Source organism: Citrobacter sp. Marseille-Q6884 (assembly GCF_945906775.1).
Lineage (GTDB): Bacteria > Pseudomonadota > Gammaproteobacteria > Enterobacterales > Enterobacteriaceae > Citrobacter.
The window spans coordinates 442,288-463,821 of sequence record NZ_CAMDRE010000002.1 but is presented as its reverse complement, the minus strand read 5'-3'; the positions used below and the strand labels follow the sequence as shown (position 1 = coordinate 463,821).

Annotated in this window: 19 protein-coding genes; 12 read left to right on the top strand and 7 right to left on the bottom strand. The window is 53.5% G+C overall.

Features of this window, described 5'->3' with window-relative positions; all coding sequences use genetic code 11:
* Window positions 1–45: 45 nt before the first annotated feature.
* Window positions 46–1,113: a glycerophosphodiester phosphodiesterase gene (gene glpQ, locus N7268_RS17220; protein WP_260863823.1), complete on the bottom strand. Its 1,068-nt coding sequence runs from the start codon at window positions 1,111–1,113 to the stop codon at window positions 46–48.
* 3 nt (window positions 1,114–1,116) lie between these two features.
* On the bottom strand, window positions 1,117–2,475 hold the full coding sequence (gene glpT, locus N7268_RS17215; RefSeq protein ID WP_260863822.1) for a glycerol-3-phosphate transporter: 1,359 nt from the start codon (window positions 2,473–2,475) through the stop codon (window positions 1,117–1,119).
* Between the two features lie 270 nt (window positions 2,476–2,745).
* Here glpT and glpA point away from each other — a divergent pair, with 270 nt between their 5' ends.
* From glpA to N7268_RS17195, 4 genes are all read left to right on the top strand, one after another.
* The gene (gene glpA, locus N7268_RS17210; RefSeq protein ID WP_260863821.1) at window positions 2,746–4,374 is read left to right on the top strand and encodes an anaerobic glycerol-3-phosphate dehydrogenase subunit A; all 1,629 of its coding nucleotides are present in this window, start codon (window positions 2,746–2,748) and stop codon (window positions 4,372–4,374) included.
* A complete protein-coding gene (gene glpB / locus N7268_RS17205) occupies window positions 4,364–5,620 on the top strand; it encodes a glycerol-3-phosphate dehydrogenase subunit GlpB (protein ID WP_260863820.1) in 1,257 nt (418 codons plus the stop codon). The genes glpA and glpB overlap by 11 nt, the downstream gene beginning before the upstream one ends.
* Entirely contained in the window at window positions 5,620–6,810 is a 1,191-nt protein-coding gene (gene glpC / locus N7268_RS17200; protein WP_260863819.1) for an anaerobic glycerol-3-phosphate dehydrogenase subunit GlpC, read from the top strand. The genes glpB and glpC overlap by 1 nt, the downstream gene beginning before the upstream one ends.
* Window positions 6,811–7,035: 225 nt before the next feature.
* Complete coding sequence (locus N7268_RS17195; protein WP_260863818.1) at window positions 7,036–7,977, top strand: Rpn family recombination-promoting nuclease/putative transposase; 942 nt, start codon at window positions 7,036–7,038, stop codon at window positions 7,975–7,977.
* A gap of 70 nt (window positions 7,978–8,047) precedes the next feature.
* On the opposite strand, the gene N7268_RS17190 is transcribed toward N7268_RS17195, so the two are convergent.
* Window positions 8,048–9,244: a nicotinamide mononucleotide deamidase-related protein YfaY gene (locus N7268_RS17190; RefSeq protein WP_260863817.1), complete on the bottom strand. Its 1,197-nt coding sequence runs from the start codon at window positions 9,242–9,244 to the stop codon at window positions 8,048–8,050.
* A 137-nt stretch (window positions 9,245–9,381) separates the two neighbouring features.
* Window positions 9,382–9,924 (bottom strand): YfaZ family protein, encoded by a 543-nt coding sequence (locus tag N7268_RS17185; RefSeq protein WP_260863816.1) that lies wholly within the window; start codon window positions 9,922–9,924, stop codon window positions 9,382–9,384.
* 228 nt (window positions 9,925–10,152) lie between these two features.
* Here N7268_RS17185 and nudI point away from each other — a divergent pair, with 228 nt between their 5' ends.
* The 8 genes from nudI (at window position 10,153) to arnF (ending at window position 18,254) form a co-directional block, all read left to right on the top strand.
* Complete coding sequence (nudI, locus tag N7268_RS17180; protein WP_198903529.1) at window positions 10,153–10,578, top strand: nucleoside triphosphatase NudI; 426 nt, start codon at window positions 10,153–10,155, stop codon at window positions 10,576–10,578.
* Between the two features lie 303 nt (window positions 10,579–10,881).
* Window positions 10,882–12,030: a UDP-4-amino-4-deoxy-L-arabinose aminotransferase gene (gene arnB, locus N7268_RS17175; protein WP_260863815.1), complete on the top strand. Its 1,149-nt coding sequence runs from the start codon at window positions 10,882–10,884 to the stop codon at window positions 12,028–12,030.
* On the top strand, window positions 12,023–13,006 hold the full coding sequence (arnC, locus tag N7268_RS17170; protein WP_260863814.1) for an undecaprenyl-phosphate 4-deoxy-4-formamido-L-arabinose transferase: 984 nt from the start codon (window positions 12,023–12,025) through the stop codon (window positions 13,004–13,006). Before arnB ends, arnC begins: the two co-directional genes overlap by 8 nt.
* Window positions 13,003–14,985 carry a bifunctional UDP-4-amino-4-deoxy-L-arabinose formyltransferase/UDP-glucuronic acid oxidase ArnA gene (arnA, locus tag N7268_RS17165; protein WP_260863813.1) on the top strand — a complete coding sequence of 661 codons (1,983 nt, stop codon included), beginning with the start codon at window positions 13,003–13,005 and terminating at the stop codon, window positions 14,983–14,985. The genes arnC and arnA overlap by 4 nt, the downstream gene beginning before the upstream one ends.
* Window positions 14,982–15,881 carry a 4-deoxy-4-formamido-L-arabinose-phosphoundecaprenol deformylase gene (gene arnD, locus N7268_RS17160; protein ID WP_260863812.1) on the top strand — a complete coding sequence of 300 codons (900 nt, stop codon included), beginning with the start codon at window positions 14,982–14,984 and terminating at the stop codon, window positions 15,879–15,881. The genes arnA and arnD overlap by 4 nt, the downstream gene beginning before the upstream one ends.
* Complete coding sequence (gene arnT / locus N7268_RS17155; protein ID WP_260864693.1) at window positions 15,878–17,536, top strand: lipid IV(A) 4-amino-4-deoxy-L-arabinosyltransferase; 1,659 nt, start codon at window positions 15,878–15,880, stop codon at window positions 17,534–17,536. The genes arnD and arnT overlap by 4 nt, the downstream gene beginning before the upstream one ends.
* Window positions 17,533–17,868, top strand: coding sequence for a 4-amino-4-deoxy-L-arabinose-phosphoundecaprenol flippase subunit ArnE (gene arnE / locus N7268_RS17150; protein WP_260863811.1), 336 nt, complete (start codon window positions 17,533–17,535; stop codon window positions 17,866–17,868). The genes arnT and arnE overlap by 4 nt, the downstream gene beginning before the upstream one ends.
* A complete protein-coding gene (gene arnF, locus N7268_RS17145) occupies window positions 17,868–18,254 on the top strand; it encodes a 4-amino-4-deoxy-L-arabinose-phosphoundecaprenol flippase subunit ArnF (protein ID WP_260863810.1) in 387 nt (128 codons plus the stop codon). Before arnE ends, arnF begins: the two co-directional genes overlap by 1 nt.
* Before the next feature lie 9 nt (window positions 18,255–18,263).
* On the opposite strand, the gene menE is transcribed toward arnF, so the two are convergent.
* The 3 genes from menE to menB are packed head-to-tail and all read right to left on the bottom strand — an operon-like array spanning window position 18,264 to window position 21,522.
* Window positions 18,264–19,691 (bottom strand): o-succinylbenzoate--CoA ligase, encoded by a 1,428-nt coding sequence (gene menE, locus N7268_RS17140; protein WP_260864692.1) that lies wholly within the window; start codon window positions 19,689–19,691, stop codon window positions 18,264–18,266.
* A gap of 11 nt (window positions 19,692–19,702) precedes the next feature.
* Window positions 19,703–20,665 carry an o-succinylbenzoate synthase gene (gene menC / locus N7268_RS17135; RefSeq protein ID WP_260863809.1) on the bottom strand — a complete coding sequence of 321 codons (963 nt, stop codon included), beginning with the start codon at window positions 20,663–20,665 and terminating at the stop codon, window positions 19,703–19,705.
* On the bottom strand, window positions 20,665–21,522 hold the full coding sequence (gene menB / locus N7268_RS17130) for a 1,4-dihydroxy-2-naphthoyl-CoA synthase (protein WP_260863808.1): 858 nt from the start codon (window positions 21,520–21,522) through the stop codon (window positions 20,665–20,667). The genes menC and menB overlap by 1 nt, the downstream gene beginning before the upstream one ends.
* Between the last annotated feature and the right edge of the window lie 12 nt (window positions 21,523–21,534).

Below are 21,534 nucleotides of genomic sequence, written 5' to 3'. Positions count from 1 at the left end.
CATCGAAAAGGCCTACGATGCGCAAACACCGTAGGCCTGGTACTGTTACTTCTTATTCAGGAACATCACTGCCTTGTCGGGGAAGTCGGTGAACAGCCCGTCCACGCCCGCTTTGTTATACAGGATGTCATACAGTTGATTCACGTCAGTCGCATAGTCCGGCAACTGATCGGCCCGCACGGTATAAGGATGCACCGTCATCTTATTCTGATGCGCATCCTGAACCATTCCGGTCAACACAATATTGCCCTTCTTCGACTTCTGATCCACCAGCATATGGTAGTCCGGGCCAATGCCGTCGGCATACTCAGCCACCTGCTTCATCGCGCCCGGTTTAAACATCCAGTCGTAGTTGTAATTCACCCAACTACCGTCCGGCTTTTTCTCCTGCGTTTCATTCCAGTCGGTGTAAGCAATCAGTTGCACCAGATTCAGATCCATCCCCATTTTGGGTTCCAGCTCGTTTTTGATGCGCTTCAGCTCCGCCACATCAAAACTTTGCAGGTAGACCTTGTCCTGTTTATCGCTGTAACCATACTTTTTCAACACTTCCAGCGTCTTAGCAGCAATGTCCTTCCCTTCCTGGTGATGGAACCATGGCGCTTTGATTTCTGGATAGATACCGATGTTTTTCCCGGTGGAATGGTTTAAACCCTGAACAAATTCGATCTCTTCTTCGAATGTATGTACGCGGAAATCAGATTTACCCATCGGGAAACGCCCGGGATACGTCTGAACGTGCTTACCCTTTTCGATATCGAAGCCTTCGGTAAATTTCAGCGATTTGATCTCATCCAGCGTAAAGTCGATGGCGTAGTAACGTCCATCTTTACGTGCACGATCCGGGAAACGCTCAGCAACATCGGTCACCCGGTCAAGATAGTGGTCATGCAGGACGACCAGGTGGTCGTCCTTTGTCATTACCAAATCCTGCTCCAGGTAATCCGCGCCCTGCGCATAGGCCATCGCTTTTGCTGGCAACGTATGCTCCGGTAAATATCCGCTTGCGCCACGGTGTGCAATCACCACTTTATCGGCGGCAATCGCAGTACTGCTTACCACCATACCTGCCAGCATCAGTGCCGTACTGAGACCTTTCAATGTGGTTTTCATCGATTAGCCCCCATTACGCTTCAGCATCATCTCTTCATGATGACGTTTCTCACCGATCATCACGACAATCAGCAGAATCACCGCCAGCACGCTGCCGCCGATCATCACCATGAAGCCGCCATCCCAGCCGAAGAAGTCAACGGTGTAACCCACAATGGCGCTCGCGGCCACAGAACCGCCCAGGTAACCAAACAGTCCGGTAAAGCCCGCCGCGGTACCTGCTGCTTTTTTCGGTGCCAGTTCCAGCGCATGCAGACCAATCAACATGACCGGGCCGTAAATCAGGAAGCCAATCACGATCATACAAATCATATCGACGTTTGGATTACCTGCCGGGTTCATCCAGTAGACGATGGTTGCGATGGTCACCAGTGTCATAAAGAACACACCGGTGGCACCACGGTTACCACGGAAGACTTTATCCGACATCCAGCCGCACAGCAGCGTACCCGGGATACCCGCATACTCATACAGGAAGTAAGCCCAGGATGATTTATCCAGTGCGAAATGCTTCACTTCTTTCAGGTAGGTCGGCGACCAGTCGAGGATGCCGTAACGCAGTAAATAGACAAACACGTTCGCAATAGCGATGTACCACAACAGCTTGTTCGGTAATACGTACTGCATGAAGATCTGCTTCGCCGTCAGCTCTTCTTCTGCTTTCTCGTTGTAATCATCCGGATAGTCGTTCTTGTACTCTTCGATTGGCGGCAGGCCACAGGACTGCGGCGTATCGCGCATCAGAGCAAAAGCAAACAGGGCAACGACAATGGCACCAAATGCCGGCATGTAAAGCGCCGCTTTCCAGTCATTAAACCAGGCCATCCCCAGCAGGAACAGCAGCGGAGGCAGGCCGCCACCGACGTTATGCGCACAGTTCCAGACGGAAACGATGCCGCCACGTTCTTTCTGCGACCACCAGTGCACCATAGTACGACCACACGGTGGCCACCCCATCCCCTGGAACCAACCGCACAGGAACAGCAACACGAACATAATCGCAATGCTCGAAGTCGCCCATGGCACAAAGCCCATGAACAACATCACCGCGGCAGCCAGAATCAAACCCGCAGGCAGGAAAACGCGCGGATTCGAGCGGTCCGAAACGGAGCCCATGATAAATTTTGAAAAGCCATAAGCAATGGAGATACCAGACAACGCAAAGCCCAGATCGCCACGAGAGAAACCCTGTTCAACCAGATAAGGCATTGCTAAAGCAAAGTTTTTACGTACCAGATAGTACGCGGCATAACCAAAGAATATCCCCAGGAAAATCTGCCAGCGCAATCGACGATAGGTGGGATCGATCTCCGCTGCAGGTAAACGCGCTCTATGTGGCGCAGGTTTAAAAATACTCAACATATTGTAGCCTCCGTGGCCGTCTTTCATTCGAAGGAAACACTGCAGTTTGTCGTAACAACCCTACCGCTCCCAGTGTGGCCGCGATGTTAAGGAAACATTGGTCGCAATAATGTGAATTACAGCACATATTGTTACAGATTTATGACAAATGTTCATAAAGACGCACGAAATCACGTTTCATTTTCGAATTATGAGCGATTATGCGCGAAATCAAACAATCCATGTTTTTTATGTGGCTAAATGATAAAAAACGAACTGTGAGGAAAAACAATGAAAACTCGCGACTCGCAAACAAGTGACGTGATTATCATTGGTGGTGGAGCAACAGGTGCCGGGATCGCACGCGACTGTGCCCTACGCGGATTGCGCGTCATCTTAGTAGAACGCCACGATATCGCTACGGGCGCTACGGGACGCAACCACGGCCTGCTGCACAGCGGTGCGCGCTACGCCGTCACCGACGCTGAATCTGCCCGCGAATGCATCAGCGAAAACCAAATTCTGAAACGAATCGCCCGCCACTGCGTGGAACCAACGGACGGTCTGTTTATTACGCTGCCGGAAGATGAACTCTCCTTCCAGGCCACCTTTATTCGCGCCTGTGAAGAGGCCGGGATTCGGGCAGAAGCGATTGACCCGCAACAAGCGCGGATTATCGAACCGTCGGTTAACCCGCAGCTGATTGGCGCAGTAAAAGTACCGGACGGTACCGTCGATCCCTTCCGCTTAACCGCCGCCAATATGTTGGACGCGAGAGAACATGGCGCCGTCATCTTAACGGCACATGAAGTGACAGGGCTGATTCGTGAAGGTACGACCGTCTGCGGCGTGAATGTACGTAACCACCTGACGGGCGATATGCAGTCCCTGCATGCGCCAGTCGTCGTGAATGCCGCCGGGATCTGGGGTCAACGTATTGCAGAGTATGCCGATCTGAGCATTCGCATGTTCCCGGCCAAAGGCTCACTGCTGATTATGGATCATCGAATCAACCAGCACGTCATTAACCGCTGCCGTAAGCCGTCTGACGCCGATATTCTGGTGCCCGGCGACACCATCTCACTGATCGGTACAACCTCACAGCATATCGATTACGACGATATCGACAGCAACCGCGTCACGGCAGAAGAGGTGGATATCTTACTGCGTGAAGGCGAGAAACTGGCGCCGATTATGGCGAAAACGCGGATTCTGCGCGCCTACTCCGGTGTGCGACCGCTGGTTGCCAGCGACGACGATCCGAGTGGTCGTAACGTCAGTCGCGGCATCGTCCTGTTTGATCACGCTGAGCGCGACGGGCTGGACGGCTTTATCACCATTACCGGTGGTAAATTGATGACCTACCGCCTGATGGCTGAGTGGGCCACCGACGCCGTTTGCCGCAAACTGGGCAATACCCGCCCTTGCACCACGGCGGATACGGCACTGCCTGGATCGCAGGAATCGACCGAACATACACTTAAACGCGTGATCTCTTTGCCTGCCCCACTACGCGGTTCAGCGGTCTATCGTCATGGCGATCGCACACCGGTCTGGCTTAGCGAAGGACGTCAACACCGCAGCCTGGTCTGTGAATGCGAAGCCGTCACCGCAGGCGAAGTGCAATACGCCGTCGAAAATTTAACCGTTAACAGCTTGCTGGATTTACGTCGCCGCACCCGCGTCGGAATGGGAACATGCCAGGGTGAGCTGTGTGCCTGCCGTGCCGCAGGTTTGCTGCAACGCTTTAATGTCACCACCGCCGCACAGTCCATCACTCAGCTTTCCGAGTTCCTCAATGAACGCTGGAAAGGCGTGCAGCCCATCGCATGGGGGGATGCGCTGCGCGAAAGCGAGTTCACTCGCTGGGTATATCAAGGGTTGTGTGGTCTGGAAAAGGAGCACCAGGATGAAATTTGATACCGTCATTATCGGCGGCGGCCTCGCCGGTCTGCTGTGCGGCCTGCAACTGCAAAAAAGCGGGTTGCGCTGCACTATCGTCACCCGTGGCCAAAGCGCACTGCATTTCTCCTCTGGCTCACTGGATTTGCTCAGCACCCTGCCAGATGGGCAGCCGGTGACAGATATTGAAGCAGGCCTGAACGCACTGCGCACGCAGGCACCTGCGCATCCCTATAGCACCATCGGAACCCACGCGGTGCTGGAACTGGCGCAGCAGGCACAAAACCTGCTGGAAGAGTGTGACGCCGGTTTGCAGGGTGAGGTTCATCAGGTACATCAACGTGTGACCCCGCTGGGCACCTTGCGATCCACATGGCTCAGCTCACCGGAAGTTCCGGTCTGGCCGCTGGCCGCACAGCGCATCTGCGTGGTGGGCATTAGCGGTTTACTGGATTTTCAGGCACACCTGGCGGCGGCATCCTTACGCCAGCGTAACCTCAGCGTCGAAACCGCTGAAATCGAATTGCCAGAGCTGGATGTTCTGCGCGATAACCCAACAGAATTTCGCGCCGTCAACATCGCCCGTCTGTTAGATAACGAAGATAAGTGGCCACTGCTCTACGACGCGCTGCTGCCAGTGGCAAAAACCTGCGATATGATCATTATGCCAGCCTGCTTTGGCCTGGCGGATACCCGACTGTGGCAATGGCTCAACGAGCGACTTCCCTGCTCGCTAACGCTGTTACCCACCTTACCCCCTTCCGTACTGGGAATGCGTCTGCACAATAAATTGCAACGTCAGTTTGTACGCCAGGGCGGGATCTGGATGCCTGGCGATGAAGTGAAAAAAATCACCTGCCAGGAAGGCGTGGTAAGCGAAATCTGGACGCGCAACCATGCCGATATTCCCCTGCGCCCGCGCTTCGCCGTACTGGCCAGCGGCAGTTTCTTCAGTAGCGGTCTGGTCGCCACGCGCGAAGCCGTCCACGAACCGATTCTGGGTCTGGATGTACAGCAAACCGCAACCCGTGCGCAGTGGTATCAGCGTGACGTTTTTGACCCACAACCGTGGCAGCAGTTTGGCGTGATAACCGATGCGACACTACGCCCGTCACTGGCGGGAAAAACCGTAGAAAACATGTATGCCATCGGCTCGGTACTTGCCGGATTTGACCCTATCGCCCAGGGTTGCGGAGGCGGTGTGTGCGCAGTAAGCGCCTTGCACGCCGCCCATCACATTGCGAAACGTGCAGGAGGCCTGTAATGAGCGACACACGTTTTGAAAGTTGTATCAAATGCACGGTGTGCACCACTGCCTGCCCGGTCAGCCGCGTTAACCCGAGCTACCCAGGCCCTAAACAGGCCGGCCCGGACGGAGAGCGTCTGCGTCTGAAAGACGGTGCACTGTATGACGATGCGCTGAAATATTGCATCAACTGTAAACGCTGCGAAGTCGCCTGTCCTTCGGATGTGAAAATTGGCGATATTATCCAGCGTGCACGCGCCAAATATGACACCTCGCGCCCGTCACTGCGCAACTTTGTATTAAGCCATACCGATTTGATGGGCAGTGTCTCTACCCCATTCGCGCCAATCGTGAACACCGCCACCTCGCTAAAACCGGTGCGTCAGCTGCTCGATTACGCTTTGAAAATCGATCATCGCCGTACGCTACCAAAGTATTCTTTTGGGACGTTCCGCCGCTGGTACCGGAGCATTGCAGCACAGCAGACGCAGTATCAGGATCAGGTCGCCTTCTTTCACGGCTGCTTTGTGAATTACAACCATCCTCAGCTCGGCAAAGACCTGATTAAGGTGCTGAATGCCATGGGGACCGGCGTACAGTTACTGAGCAAAGAGAAGTGCTGCGGTGTACCGCTTATCGCCAACGGATTCACTGATAAAGCGCGTAAACAGGCAGTCAGCAACGTAGCATCGCTCAGAGAAGCGATCGACGGAAAAGGTATTCCGGTGATCGCCACCTCTTCAACCTGTACTTTTGCGCTACGCGATGAATATCCTGAAGTGCTGGATGTCGATAACTCAGGTTTGCGTGAACACATTGAACTGGCGACCCGCTGGCTATGGCGCAAGCTGGATGAAGGGAAAACGCTACCGCTGAAAACGCTGCCGCTTAAAGTGGTTTATCACACGCCGTGCCATATGGAAAAAATGGGCTGGACGCTCTATACGCTGGAGTTGCTGCGAAAAATCCCGGGGCTGGAACTCACCGTGCTGGATTCTCAGTGTTGCGGGATCGCCGGGACTTACGGTTTTAAAAAGGAAAACTATCCGACCTCGCAGTCTATTGGCGCACCGTTGTTTAAGCAGATTGAAGAAAGCGGCGCTGATATCGTGGTCACCGACTGCGAAACCTGTAAATGGCAGATTGAGATGTCCACCAGCCTTCGCTGTGAACACCCCATCACCCTGCTCGCCAAAGCATTAGGTTAACCCTGTTGCCCGGTCGGTGTGCATACCGGGCCTGCCTTTGATTTCAAGCCTGATGGAGCGATGCTTATCAGGCTTTTTTGCGTCTAACATTCCAAAAAATTGAACAGGTTGCAGTTGACCATCTTTATCTCTGATTCGACTGCGCAAAGACCAAAACTCGTGCATGCATGCTTCATCGGAGAGGATTAATGTCACGCCATCTTGAATTTCAGGTGGCGGACAATCATGACACTCTCAACCACACCCACACCACATGATGCGGTGTTTAAAAAGATCATATCGTATCCTGAAGTCGCTCGTGATTTTCTCGATATTCATCTTCCCGTTACCTTACGCAAAATATGTGATTTGCAAACGCTCAAACTGGAATCGACTACGTTTATCGAAGAAGACCTCAGGGCTTACTATTCTGACGTGCTGTGGTCGTTAAAAACCCGCGAAGGTGACGGCTATATTTATTGCGTTATCGAGCATCAAAGTACCGCCGCTCAGCATATGGCTTTTCGCCTGATGCGTTATGCTATCGCCGCGATGCAGCATCATCTTGATGCCGGGAACAAAACGCTGCCCGTGGTGATTCCGATGCTGTTTTATCATGGTCAACAGAGCCCGTATCCCTGGTCACTCAACTGGATGGATGAATTTGACTATCCGCAACTGGCCCGGCAACTCTACTCGGAAGCATTTCCGCTGATTGATATCACCGTGATCCCTGACGATGAGATCATGCAACACCAGCGCATAGCCCTGCTTGAACTGATGCAAAAACATATCCGCGATCGCGATCTGATGGGGCTGGTTGACAGACTGGTCTCGCTGTTAGTTACAGGTATCGATAATGACAACCATCTGCAAACGCTGTTTAATTACTTACTACAGTACGGCGATGCCGCCCGTAGCAGTGAATTTATCCGTCAAGTCGCTGAACGTTCCCCTCACAATAAGGAGCAATTGATGACGATTGCAGAGAGACTCCGGCAAGAAGGCCACCACAATGGTTTACAAGAAGGGATAAAACAAGGGATACAACAGGGAATGCAACATGGGTTACAACAAGGTACACAAGAAGAAGCGTTGCGTATTGCTCGCATGATGCTGGCAAAAGGGATCGACCGCGATTTGGTTAGGGTCATTACCGGACTGTTGCCTGATGAGGTAACAACGTAAAACGGGTATTTCAGCGTATTTTGCGGTCAAACGTCAGGATGGGAAGGTCAGCGACCTTCCCGGTCAATGATTAAAGCGTCAGCGACTCAACCACTTCAATCCAGCCATGCTCGCTGGCGATCTCCTGGCCGTTTAGCCAACGACGCAACATATTCAGCGCCATCATCGCACACACTTCCTGACGCACTGGCAGACTATAGCGGTTAGCGCTCAGTCTGACACGCAAGGCGTGCGTACCCTCCGGCGTGGCCAGTGCAAAGTTAATATGTTCGTTTTCGAAACCCGATACCGCCAGCGCCAGCTCGGCGTAATGCTTGCCACGGCGCTCGGTGATCCAGTGCGTCGTTTGCGCCAGGGTTTCCTCCTGCGAGGGAACCACCTCGCTGGCAAGCAGAGGCGCGTTAGCACGGGAGAGCTGAAGCGCTACTAACCCCGCCGTGAACTGTTCGCTCAGCGTCAGGCTGTACTGTTTTTCCTGCAAACGGCGAGCAATTTGCGCGGGTAGCCCTTCTGTGCCTTCAAAAATCATATTCTGCCCGGCCACCCGTTTCACCTCAGGCCACAGCGCCAACATCGCTTCCCGCTGAGAATCCGGCCCGGTCAGTTTTAACTCGATGATGGGCATCGATGAGCGATACCCCATTGTCACACCCGCAGGTAAAGGCAGAGAATCCAGGCTTTGCGCCAGGTCGCTTTCAGAGCGGCCAAAGGTGGTTAATCGTAGACATAACGGCGGTTGAGAGAGAGAGAAACGCTCACGTAAGCGCGGCAGGATCTCATGTTCGATCATCACCTTAAATTCTGACGGTACGCCTGGCGTGAAAAACATCAGACAGCGGTTCAGCTTCACGGCAAACCCGCACGCCGTCCCGACCGGATTATTGATAAACTCTGCACTGGCAGGCAGTTCAGCCTGTTTACGGTTGCTCGGCGCCATCACGCGTCCACGCTCGCGGAAAAAGCTCTCCATCTGCGCCAGCCAGCCTTCATGCAGTACCAGCCCCTCGCCTTTCGCGGTTGCCGCCGCCAGCGCGCTCAAATCATCACTGGTTGGCCCGAGCCCGCCATTCACGATCAACACATCGGCGTGTTCGCTACGCTCGCGCAAAATGGCGACCAAATCGTCAAGATTGTCGCCCACGGTGTTGCGGCGCGTGAGGGGTAATCCCTGATTAAAGAAAAAATCAGCCAACCAGGCGGCATTCGTATCGACGATCTGCCCGTGCAACACTTCATCCCCGGTGGACAACATCTCCACATTTAACATTGTGCTCTCCTGCTTTTGTCATGAAAACACTATAACGCAATGCGGGAGTAACATGCATTCAGAGAGAATATGAAGAGGGAAACATGAGAGAGGAAAAGAGGTAAAAACAGGCGCAGCATATCGCCGCGCCAGTGACATCAGAAGCTGGCGCTAACCCCTACGTACGGGCCATCAGCAATCGCATTGTCACGGTTGCCGTCTTTACCTGCCAGATTCAGATAACGATAACCGGCCTCGATGCTCAGTGGGCGCATAATCGTCAGACGCGCGCCAGCATTTGCTTCTTCATAGCTGTCGATACCGCTGGAGAGCGAGTCCGGAGAGTAATAGTACTCACCAAACAGACGGAAGCTGTCGCCAATCGGCCACTGCAGACCGCCGCCAACAGCTGCTGCATAACCTTCTTCGCCATCGTTCGGATTGGTGTAAATACCTTTACCGCCAACGGTGGCCAATAGCGGTCCAAGTGGAATATTCAGACCCAGACCCAAACCAGCCGCATCGCCGTCGTCATCGTTATGCATCCAGTTACCGCTTACCGCTAATCCGGTTGACTCAGTACCAAAACCGACGCCGATATTGGTGTAATCTTCACCAGCCTGACCGTTGATACTTATGGCATTAGCCGATGCGGAAACGAACAGCATCCCGGCGAGTCCTAACAGTGCGCTTTTTTTCATTTTACCCTTTCCTGCAAGCAAGTAATAAATGTGCCCCAAAACCGCAGGATTGTACTGCCAAAAGCAAAGGAATCAATGAGCTAAAAAAGCGATCCGATAACATATTGTAACGAAATACTACCCAAAACCGTTTCAATACGTGACAGCAGAATTGACAAAAACCCCTTTAACCCGCGCATCAGCTCCCGTATGCTTTTTACTTCATCTCTTCTTGTAAGGAATATCACTGTGCGTCAAAGGACGATTGTTTGCCCATTAATTCAAAATGAAGGCTGTTATTTACTGTGCAAAATGGCCGACGATCGCGGCGTCTTCCCTGGCCAATGGGCGCTTTCTGGTGGCGGCGTTGAGCCGGGAGAACGTATCGAAGAAGCCTTGCGGCGGGAAATACGAGAAGAGCTAGGCGAGCATCTTGTCTTGTCAGAAATTACCCCCTGGACCTTCAGTGATGATATCCGCACCAAAACGTATGCCGATGGTCGCCAGGAAGAAATTTACATGATTTATCTTATCTTCGATTGCGTTTCCGCTAATCGTGAAGTGAAGATTAACGAAGAGTTTCAGGATTTCGCCTGGGTCAAACCAGAAGATCTCGCGCACTATGACTTAAACGTCGCCACCCGCAAGACGTTAAAATTGAAAGGGTTACTGTAAGTAGAAAAACCTTTTTTAACACCGTAACCTTCGTTTTCCTGATCACGGCATTGTTGTTTTTCATCAGTAAAAAAACAATGCCGTTCTGCTTTACCGTAAATAAACCATAGTAAAAAAACATTATTTTTCAAGTATATAATATAACTATCACGTTAACCGCGCTGTATTTTCGTCACCTTAAGTCCTTAAGGATAAATTAACCTTCCATCATTAACCTTAACAGCCTAATGAAATAATTAACGCACGCCTGTTTGTCTTCAAAAATAAGCATGCTGTCGCGTTTCATGGCTTGAAGGAATAATGATGTCTGACTTTTTGCCTTTCTCCCGCCCGGCAATGGGGGCTGAAGAGCTTGCTGCGGTTAAGGCGGTTCTGGACTCAGGATGGATTACCACCGGCCCGAAAAATCAGCAACTGGAAGAAGCCTTCTGTCGGCTCACGGGAAACCAGAATGCCGTTGCCGTCTGTTCCGCCACCGCAGGTATGCACATCACGCTGATGGCTCTGGGGGTCGGTGAAGGCGATGAGGTCATCACGCCGTCCATGACATGGGTTTCAACGCTCAACATGATTGTCCTGCTGGGGGCTACACCGGTCATGATCGATATCGACAGAGATACCCTCATGGTCACACCAGAGCAAATTGAAGCGGCTATCACCCCGCGAACCAAAGCCATTATTCCGGTTCATTATGCCGGCGCACCCGCCGATCTTGATGCCATTTACGCCATCGGCGAGCGCTACGGTATTCCGGTTATTGAAGACGCTGCCCATGCCGTTGGAACACATTATAAGGGGCGTCATGTTGGCGCTCGCGGTACGGCAATCTTCTCTTTTCATGCCATCAAAAATATCACCTGCGCGGAAGGTGGCCTGATAGTTACCGACGACAAACAACTCGCCGAGCGACTGCGCAGTCTGAAATTTCACGGTCTGGGCGTAGACGCATATGACCGACAAACCTACGGTCGCGCGCCGCAGGCAGAAGTTCTCTCACCGGGATACAAGTACAATCTGACCGACATCAATGCGGCTATCGCTTTGACTCAACTGGATAAACTGACGCAACTGAATGCGCGCCGCGCGCACATTGCACAACAGTACCAGCACGCGCTGGCCGATACCCCTTTCCAACCGCTGGCGCTCCCGCAATGGCCACATGCTCACGCATGGCACCTGTTTATTATCCGTGTCGATGAAGCCCGCTGCGGCCTGAGCCGTGACGCGTTGATGGAAGCGCTGAAGGCCAAAGGCATTGGTACCGGCCTGCATTTTCGCGCCGCCCACACGCAGAAGTATTATCGCGAACGCTTCCCCTCCCTTTCACTTCCCAATACCGAGTGGAATAGCGCGCGTATCTGTTCACTGCCGTTATTTCCCGACATGACCGCCGATGATACGCAACGCGTCATCACGGCACTTCGCCAGATAGCAGGACATGATCATGTTTGACGCCACGCCTATCAAAAAAGTCTCGGTGGTTATTCCCGTTTTTAACGAACAGGAAAGTCTGCCCGAGTTAATTAAGCGAACCAGCACCGCCTGCGAAAAACTGGGTAAAGAGTATGAAATTCTGCTGATCGATGACGGCAGTAGCGACAATTCCGCGCAGCTGATGATGGAGGCATCGCAGGCCCAGGGCAGCCATATCGTTTCTATTCTGCTCAACCGAAATTACGGACAACACTCAGCGATTATGGCGGGTTTCAGCCATGTCACCGGAGAGTTGATCATCACGCTGGACGCCGATTTGCAAAACCCGCCGGAGGAGATCCCGCGGCTGGTCGCGACAGCAGAGGAAGGCTTCGATGTGGTCGGAACGGTTCGCCAGAACCGACAAGATAGCGTGTTTCGTAAGACAGCTTCGCGGATGATCAATCATTTGATTCAGCGCACAACCGGTAAAGCGATGGGCGATTACGGCTGCATGCTTCGCGCCTACCGCCGTCACATCGTGGATGCCATGTTGCATTGCCAGGAACGCAGCACTTTTATCCCCATTCTGGCCAACATTTTTGCCCGCCGCGCGACGGAAATCCCGGTGCACCATGCAGAACGTGAATTTGGCGACTCGAAATACAGCTTCATGCGTCTGATCAACCTGATGTATGACCTGGTGACCTGTCTGACCACCACACCGCTGCGTATGTTGAGTCTGCTGGGCAGCGTCATTGCCGCAACGGGCTTTACCTTATCCGTTCTGCTGGTCGTACTTCGCCTGACGTTTGGCCCACAGTGGGCTGCAGAAGGGGTATTTATGCTGTTTGCCGTGCTGTTTACGTTTATCGGCGCACAGTTCATTGGCATGGGATTACTCGGCGAATACATCGGTCGTATCTATAACGATGTCCGCGCACGCCCCCGCTACTTTGTTCAACACGTTATCCGCCCACACACCACGCCATCAACCGAGGAACACCACGCATGAAAGCCGTTGTATTTGCCTATCACGATATGGGATGTCAGGGAATTCAAGCCTTGTTAGATGCAGGTTATGACATCGCTGCTATTTTTACGCACACCGATAACCCTGGTGAGAACGCATTTTTTGGCTCGGTTTCCCGCCTGGCGGCCAGCGCAGGCATCCCCGTTTACGCACCGGATGAAATCAATCACCCGCTGTGGATTGAACGGATCAGCCAGCTCGCCCCTGACGTGATCTTCTCGTTTTACTACCGCCACTTACTGAGCGATGACATCCTCAATCTTGCGCCTAAAGGCGCGTTTAATCTTCACGGTTCGCTGCTGCCAAAATATCGGGGTCGTGCCCCGCTGAACTGGGTATTGGTCAATGGTGAAACCGAAACAGGCGTTACGCTTCACCGCATGGTTAAGCGCGCGGATGCCGGAGCCATTGTGGCTCAACAGCGCGTTGCCATTTCACCTGATGACGTCGCCTTAACGTTGCACTATAAGCTGTGCCAGGCGGCACGCCAGGTTCTTGAGCAGGCCTTGCCCGCAATCAAAATGGGCAACCAGCAAGAGTGTGCACAGCAGGAAGCAGACGCCACCTGTTTTGGTCGCCGCAGCCCGGACGACAGCGCTCTCGACTGGAACAAGACCGTGGCGCAGTTGCATAACATGGTGCGTGCCGTGAGCGCTCCCTGGCCTGGCGCATTCAGCTATGTAGGGACACAGAAGTTCACCGTCTGGACATCACGCCCGCACTCTGATGCCCCCGCAGCCCAACCCGGAACGGTTATTTCGGTTTCACCCTTACTGATCGCCTGCGCCGATGGCGCGCTTGAAATCATTACCGGGCAATCAGGCGATGGCATCACGATGCAGGGGTCGCAACTGGCTCAGGTACTGGGTCTGGTGGTGGGTTCTCGTCTGAATACTCCGTCAGTTTCCACCAGCAAACGCCGTACCCGCGTGCTGATTCTCGGCGTGAATGGTTTTATTGGTAATCACCTGACTGAACGTTTGCTGCGTGAAGATAACTACGAAGTGTATGGGCTCGATATTGGCAGCGATGCCATAAGCCGTTTTCTGCAACATCCGCGTTTTCACTTTGTGGAAGGTGACATCAGCATTCACTCCGAATGGATTGAATATCATGTGAAAAAATGCGATGTCGTCCTGCCGCTGGTGGCGATTGCCACGCCCATTGAATACACCCGCAACCCCCTGCGTGTATTCGAGCTCGATTTTGAAGAGAACCTGAAAATTATTCGCTACTGCGTGAAATACCAGAAGCGCATCATTTTCCCTTCAACCTCAGAAGTTTACGGGATGTGTAACGACAAAGTGTTCGATGAAGACAGCTCAAACCTGATTGTCGGTCCAGTGAATAAACCACGCTGGATCTACTCTGTTTCCAAGCAACTTCTGGATCGCGTAATTTGGGCATACGGTGAAAAAGAGGGATTGCGCTTCACCTTATTCCGTCCGTTTAACTGGATGGGACCGCGTCTGGATAGCCTGAATGCCGCGCGTATCGGTAGCTCGCGCGCCATCACGCAATTGATCCTGAATCTGGTGGAAGGTTCGCCCATTAAGTTGATTGAAGGGGGTAAGCAGAAACGGTGTTTTACCGATATTCGCGATGGGATAGAAGCCTTGTTCCGCATCATTGAAAACGAGGGCGGACGTTGCGACGGTGAGATTATCAACATCGGCAACCCGGATAACGAAGCGAGTATTCAGGAGCTGGCGCAAATGCTGCTGACCTGCTTTGAAAAACATCCGCTGCGCCCGCACTTTCCGCCGTTTGCGGGTTTCCGTGACGTCGAAAGCAGCAGCTACTATGGTAAAGGTTATCAGGACGTTGAACACCGTAAGCCCAATATTCGTAATGCAAAACGCTGTCTGAACTGGGAGCCCACTATCGAGATGCAGGAAACCGTCGAAGAGACTCTGGATTTCTTCTTACGCAGCGTGGACATTACGGAACATTCATCATGATCAAAGCAGGCTTGCGTATTGATGTCGATACCTTCAGGGGAACGCGCGAAGGCGTCCCCCGCCTGCTCGAAACATTGAACCGACATAACGTTCGGGCAAGTTTTTTCTTTAGCGTCGGTCCTGACAACATGGGGCGCCATCTCTGGCGCCTGGTGAAACCGCAATTTCTGTGGAAAATGCTGCGCTCAAACGCCGTTTCTCTCTACGGATGGGATATTTTATTGGCGGGCACCGCATGGCCGGGAAAAGAGATCGGTCAGGCCAATGCAGCCATTATTCATGAGGCAGCCCGGACTCACGAAACTGGATTACACGCCTGGGATCATCACGCCTGGCAGGCACGCAGCGGGAACTGGAATGACAAACAGCTGATCGATGATATTGCGCAGGGCATCACTGCCCTTGAAGCGATCACCGGCCAGCCCGTCACCTGCTCAGCCGTTGCGGGTTGGCGTGCCGACGAACGCGTCGCCCACGCAAAAGAAGCCTTCAACCTGCGCTATAACAGCGACTGCCGGGGCACCACGATATTCCGTCCCGTACTTGAGACAGGGAAATTCGGTACGCCGCAAATCCCCGTCACCTTGCCAACATGGGATGAAGTTGTTGGTCTGGAAGTACAGGCCGTCGATTTTAATGCCTGGATTCTCTCGCACATGCTGATGAGCACAGGTACTCCGGTCTATACCATTCATGCGGAGGTTGAGGGCATCGCCTGCCATCAGGATTTTGACGATCTGCTTGTTCGCGCCGCCGATGCAGGTATCGCTTTTTGTCCGCTCGGGGATCTGTTACCGGAGGATATCAATACGCTGCCATCAGGGCAGATTGTACGTGGCAACATTCCCGGCAGAGAGGGATGGGTTGGCTGCCAGCAACCGGTGAGTATGACATGATGAAATCCCTGCGTTACACCCTGGCATACCTCGCATTTGTTGCGCTGTATTTTATTTTCCCCATCAATAGCCGCCTGCTCTGGCAGCCCGATGAAACGCGCTATGCTGAAATCAGCCGGGAAATGCTGGCCTCTGGCGACTGGATTGTCCCGCACTTTTTAGGTTTACGCTATTTTGAAAAACCCATCGCCGGATACTGGTTAAACAGTATCGGGCAATGGTTGTTTGGCACAAACAACTTTGGCGTCAGAGCCGGTGCCATTTTTGCGACATTGCTAACGGCTTTGCTGGTCGCCTGGCTCGCCATGCGGTTATGGCAGGATAAGCGTACTGCCGTACTTTCTTCAGTTATCTTTTTAACGTTTGTTTCGGTTTACAGCATCGGCACCTACGCGGTACTTGATCCCATCATTGCGCTCTGGCTAATGGCAGGCATGTGCTGCTTTTGGGAGGGGATGCAGGCCACGACCAGAACGCGCAAAATCACCGCCTTCTTGCTATTAGGACTGACCTGCGGCATGGGGGTGATGACCAAAGGTTTCCTCGCGCTCGCCGTTCCCGTTTTCAGCGTACTGCCGTGGGTTTTCATACAAAAACGCTGGAAGGACACGGTGCTCTATGGCTTGTTGGCGATAGCAGGCTGCATCGCCATCGTGCTCCCATGGGGGATAGCGATTGCCCAGCGCGAGCCGGACTTCTGGCACTACTTTTTCTGGGTCGAGCACATTCAGCGCTTTGCCCAGGCTGATGCCCAACATAAAGCCCCATTCTGGTATTACTTGCCTGTACTGATCATCGGCAGTCTGCCCTGGCTTGCTTTGTTACCCGGCGCACTGCGTACTGGATGGCGTGAACGGGATGTTCCGCGCAGCGCCCTGTATCTGCTGTGCTGGATTATCATGCCGCTTCTGTTCTTCAGCATCGCGAAAGGAAAGCTGCCGACCTATATTCTTTCCTGCTTCGCCCCGCTGGCGATCCTGACTGCGCGTTATGGATTACAGGCAGAAGAGAAAGGTGCCGTTGCCCTGCGCATTAATGGCGGGATCAATGTCTTGTTTGGGGTACTCGGTATTGTGGCAACGTTTTTCGTTTCCACGCTGGGACCGCTAAAGTCCCCCGTCTGGACATCGGTTGAAACCTATAAAGTATTTTGTTCATGGGGCATTTTTATCATCTGGACGTTATTTGGCTGGTATACGCTAAATAGTGGCGCAAAAAACTGGAAGCTGGCGGCGTTTTGCCCGCTGGGACTGGCGCTACTCTTCGGTTTCTCAATACCCGACCGGGTGATGGAGTCCAAACAGCCGCAGTTTTTTGTTGAGATGACCAAAGAGTCGCTGGAGTCGAGCCGTTATATTCTCACCGACAGCGTTGGCGTTGCCGCAGGGCTGGCCTGGAGCCTGAAACGCGATGACATCATCATGTACAGGCAGACGGGGGAATTAAAATACGGTCTCAACTACCCGGATGCCAGAGGACGCTTTATCAGCAAAAATGACTTTGCCGACTGGTTGGCGCAGCATCGACAGGAAGGCGTCATTACGCTCGTATTGTCGGTTTCCAGAGATGACGATATCAATCAGCTTGCCCTTCCCCCCGCTGACAATATCGATAATCAGGGGCGCCTGGTTATGATTCAGTATCGACCCAAATGATCTGGATAGTGTTAGTCCTCGCCAGCCTGCTCAGCGTATGCGGACAACTCTGCCAGAAGCAGGCAACTCGCCCGGTGTCAGGCCGGGCGCGTAAACGTCATATTGCCCGGTGGGTTGGACTCGCGCTGGTCAGCCTGGGGCTGGCCATGCTGCTATGGCTTGCGGTGTTGCAAAATATTCCCGTCGGCATTGCTTATCCCATGCTCAGCCTGAATTTCGTTTGGGTCACGCTGGCGGCGTGGAAAATATGGCGTGAACCCGTCACTGCCCGTCACTGGCTGGGAGTGGGTTTAATCATTACCGGTATTTTTATTCTTGGGAGCGCAGTCTGATGGGGATCTTCTGGGGATTGTGTAGCGTCATTATCACTTCTGCCGCACAGTTGAGCCTCGGCTACGCAATGGATAATCTGCCGCCCATTCAGCATCTGATGGCGTTTGTCTCCGCCGCATTGTCTATCCAGGCTGGAGCGCTAACATTGTATGCCGGACTGGTGGGATATTTGCTGTCGGTTATCTGCTGGCACAAAGCCCTGCACCAGCTTGCACTGAGCAAGGCTTATGCCCTGCTCAGCCTCAGCTATGTGCTGGTATGGGTCGCATCAATCCTGTTGCCAGGCTGGCAGGGAACATTTTCAGTGAAGGCACTGGTAGGCGTACTGTGCATCATGGCGGGATTAATGACGATTTTTCTGCCTAATCGTCCCTTATCCCGCTGAACCTGACGCTCATGTTGTCGTCTGTCTGGTTTGACTGGCATTGACCCAATTCTGCAACGCGCGGCGAGAGATTTTAATCCCGCCTGTTTTCAGTTCTGGTGGTAATGTCAGCCAACACACCGGCTGCTGAAAACGCGCCAGCTTATCGCTGACCCATTCAGCCAGGTCAAGATTTCCGGCTTCAGCGTCATATTCAACCACTGCCACAGGGCGATGCCCAAACTCGTTGTCCTCTATCGGAACAATAAAGGCTTGCAGCACATGCGGATGCGTGGCAATAACACGCTCCACTTCTTCCGGCTGAATACCTTCTCCGCCGCTAAAGAACAGATTGTCCATGCGCCCCACAATGGTTAACTTACCGTCATTTAATACCCCGCGATCGCGGGTGGCAAACCAGCCCTCGCTATTCACCAGTGGGATAAGTTGACCATTTCGCCAATAACCTTGCGCCATACTGGCGGCCTTTAGCCAGACTTCGTTATCCACAATTTTGACTTCTCTGCCCGGTAAGGCAGAACCGACATCCGCCAGGCCATCCGCTTCTTTCGCGCAAACCGTTGAGGCAAATTCTGTCAGCCCGTAACCGCACCAGCAGCGAATCCCCTGCTCACGCGCCTGTTCGGTCAGTTCGACCGGGATCGCCGCGCCACCCAGTAATACCGCTTTTAGCGTTACCGGCGTTTTATTGACCAGTAAACGCCAAAGCTGCGTGGGAACGAGTGAAGCGTAGGTACAACCGGCCAGCATCTGCTCCAGCGGCTGTTTGTCGCGTACGGTTAATCGCGCGCCTGCAAATAACCAGCGCCAGAGAATGCCCTGACCGGAAACATGAAATAGCGGCAGCGAGAGCAACCAGTCATCCTCTGCGTCAAAAGGCATTAATGACAACACCCCCTGTGCGCTCGCCAGATGCGCCTGGCAGGTATGAACGGCCGCTTTAGGCAGTCCGGTTGAGCCGGAGGTCAGCGTCATTGAACTCAAACGCTGAGGCTGCCAGGCGACGGCATGCTCGCCAGTACGCGCCTCTATCTGCAGCGGCGTCAGCGTCAAAAGCGTGTTATCGCCTTCCAGCACCAGCGCAAAACGCAGCGTTAAACCGGGGATCAGTTCCTCCAGCAGCGACTGAGGCAGTTGTGGATTAACCGGTAATATCCGGGCGCCACACTGCAACAATGCCAGCCAGGCCAGTAACGTTTGGGGATGATTCCAGGCGCGTAGCAGAACACCATCGCCTTCTGCCACGCCCTGTGCAGCAAAACCGCTTGCCAGACTATCTACCCGCGCGCAAAGGTCACGCCAGCTGAGTCTCTCATCGTTGAGACGTAAAGCGGGCAAATCCCCCCGAACCTGACGCCAGTGACGCCACGGCCAGTCATGAAAATCAGGATTAACGGGTGGAGTATGAAGGCCCGATAAGCTTGCGCTATCGGGCATGTCCTGCAGGGTCATAACAGACGTTCCAGCGCATCAACGTCAATACACGGCAATGCACTGCCTGGCCAGGTGCGAACCTGCTGACACTGCATCAGGTTCAGCGTATCCAGACCGGGAATGGTCTGCGGTGTCAGCCAGGCGGCAATCCGCGCCAGTTGGGTCAGACCCAGACTCGACTCAATCGATGAACTGATCACCGCCGTAAGCCCCAGCGCGTGCGCCGCTGCAACCTGTTCGCGAACTTTATCCAGACTGCCCGTCAGCGTGGGTTTGATAACAACCGCACTCACACCGTCTTCGGCCATAAAGGTAAAATCCGCTTCGCGCAGACTTTCATCCCAGGCAATAGCAATCCCGGTTTCACGCGCAAACGCACGCGAATCATCGCGGGTTTTACACGGCTCTTCGAGGAAAGCAATACGCCCGCGGTATTCAGGGTTGACGTACTTCGCGAACTGCTGTGATTTCAGCGGCGTCCAGGCACGGTTAGCGTCAAGACGCAAATGCAGTTCCGGGATCGCCTCAAGCAGCAGGTTGACCACCATACCGTCGCGTACCGCTTCATACAGACCGACTTTCACTTTCGCGACCTTCTCACCCGGCATGTCGGCCAGTTGCAGAATCAGATCGTCAGGATCGCCCGTACACAGTGGCGCAGCGCGATAGTCTGCTGCCTGCGGTAATACACCCTCAAGTTCAGCCAGTGCACAGCTTGCGCCGAAGGCCACTGAAGGCATCTGTGGTAAGGATGAATCTCCCTGCAACCAGCCGTTCACCCAGCTCAGCAGCACGGTTTGCGCTTCTTCCCAGGTTTCCTGGCTGAAGCCCGGCAGTGGGGAGATCTCTCCCCACCCTTCGCGCTCGCCATCACGGAGACAAACGTACAACCCGTCACGCGTTTTTAACCGCCTGTCGCGCAGAATCACCCCCGCGTCCATGGGGATCTGCCAGCGGTATACCTGCGCGCTACGCATTACGGATTCCGTTTAAATTTGCTGAAGTCAGGCTGACGTTTCTGGTTGAAGGCGTTGCGGCCTTCCTGACCTTCCTCCGTCATGTAGAACAGCATGGTAGCGTTACCTGCCAGTTCCTGCAGACCGGCCTGACCATCGCAGTCAGCGTTCAGAGCCGCTTTCAGGCAACGCAACGCCATCGGGCTGTTTTGCAGCATTTCGCGACACCAGCGTACGGTCTCTTTTTCCAGATCCGCCAGCGGAACCACGGTATTAACCAGTCCCATATCCAGCGCCTGTTTTGCATCGTACTGACGGCACAGGAACCAGATTTCACGCGCTTTCTTCTGACCGACGATACGCGCCATGTAAGAAGCACCCCAGCCACCGTCGAATGAACCGACTTTCGGGCCAGTCTGACCGAAGATGGCGTTTTCCGCCGCAATGGTCAGATCACACATCATGTGCAGCACGTGGCCGCCACCGATGGAATAACCCGCAACCATCGCCACAACCGGCTTCGGACAGGTACGAATTTGACGCTGGAAGTCCAGTACGTTCAGGTGATGCACACCGGAGTCGTCCTGGTATCCGCCGTAGTCACCGCGCACTTTCTGATCGCCGCCAGAGCAAAACGCTTTGTCGCCTGCACCTGTCAGGATAATCACGCCGACGTTGTCGTCATAACGCGCATCCGCCAGCGCCTGAATCATCTCTTTGACGGTGACAGGGCGAAATGCGTTGCGTACCTGCGGACGATTAATGGTGATTTTTGCGATACCGTCGGTGGATTTTTCATAGCGAATGTCGGTGTAGCCTTCAGAGCAATCGAGCCATTCTACCGGTGCGTAAAGCATTGTTTCATCAGGATAGATCATAAAATGTCCTTT

What these genes read in the sequence shown, in the direction of transcription:
- glpQ (WP_260863823.1), bottom strand. Translation starts at nt 1,113, where the DNA reads ATGAAAACCACATTGAAAGGTCTCAGTACGGCACTGATGCTGGCAGGT.
- glpT (WP_260863822.1), bottom strand. Translation starts at nt 2,475, where the DNA reads ATGTTGAGTATTTTTAAACCTGCGCCACATAGAGCGCGTTTACCTGCA.
- glpA (WP_260863821.1), top strand. Translation starts at nt 2,746, where the DNA reads ATGAAAACTCGCGACTCGCAAACAAGTGACGTGATTATCATTGGTGGT.
- glpB (WP_260863820.1), top strand. Translation starts at nt 4,364, where the DNA reads ATGAAATTTGATACCGTCATTATCGGCGGCGGCCTCGCCGGTCTGCTG.
- glpC (WP_260863819.1), top strand. Translation starts at nt 5,620, where the DNA reads ATGAGCGACACACGTTTTGAAAGTTGTATCAAATGCACGGTGTGCACC.
- N7268_RS17195 (WP_260863818.1), top strand. Translation starts at nt 7,036, where the DNA reads ATGACACTCTCAACCACACCCACACCACATGATGCGGTGTTTAAAAAG.
- N7268_RS17190 (WP_260863817.1), bottom strand. Translation starts at nt 9,244, where the DNA reads ATGTTAAATGTGGAGATGTTGTCCACCGGGGATGAAGTGTTGCACGGG.
- N7268_RS17185 (WP_260863816.1), bottom strand. Translation starts at nt 9,924, where the DNA reads ATGAAAAAAAGCGCACTGTTAGGACTCGCCGGGATGCTGTTCGTTTCC.
- arnB (WP_260863815.1), top strand. Translation starts at nt 10,882, where the DNA reads ATGTCTGACTTTTTGCCTTTCTCCCGCCCGGCAATGGGGGCTGAAGAG.
- arnC (WP_260863814.1), top strand. Translation starts at nt 12,023, where the DNA reads ATGTTTGACGCCACGCCTATCAAAAAAGTCTCGGTGGTTATTCCCGTT.
- arnA (WP_260863813.1), top strand. Translation starts at nt 13,003, where the DNA reads ATGAAAGCCGTTGTATTTGCCTATCACGATATGGGATGTCAGGGAATT.
- arnD (WP_260863812.1), top strand. Translation starts at nt 14,982, where the DNA reads ATGATCAAAGCAGGCTTGCGTATTGATGTCGATACCTTCAGGGGAACG.
- arnT (WP_260864693.1), top strand. Translation starts at nt 15,878, where the DNA reads ATGATGAAATCCCTGCGTTACACCCTGGCATACCTCGCATTTGTTGCG.
- arnE (WP_260863811.1), top strand. Translation starts at nt 17,533, where the DNA reads ATGATCTGGATAGTGTTAGTCCTCGCCAGCCTGCTCAGCGTATGCGGA.
- arnF (WP_260863810.1), top strand. Translation starts at nt 17,868, where the DNA reads ATGGGGATCTTCTGGGGATTGTGTAGCGTCATTATCACTTCTGCCGCA.
- menE (WP_260864692.1), bottom strand. Translation starts at nt 19,691, where the DNA reads ATGCCCGATAGCGCAAGCTTATCGGGCCTTCATACTCCACCCGTTAAT.
- menC (WP_260863809.1), bottom strand. Translation starts at nt 20,665, where the DNA reads ATGCGTAGCGCGCAGGTATACCGCTGGCAGATCCCCATGGACGCGGGG.
- menB (WP_260863808.1), bottom strand. Translation starts at nt 21,522, where the DNA reads ATGATCTATCCTGATGAAACAATGCTTTACGCACCGGTAGAATGGCTC.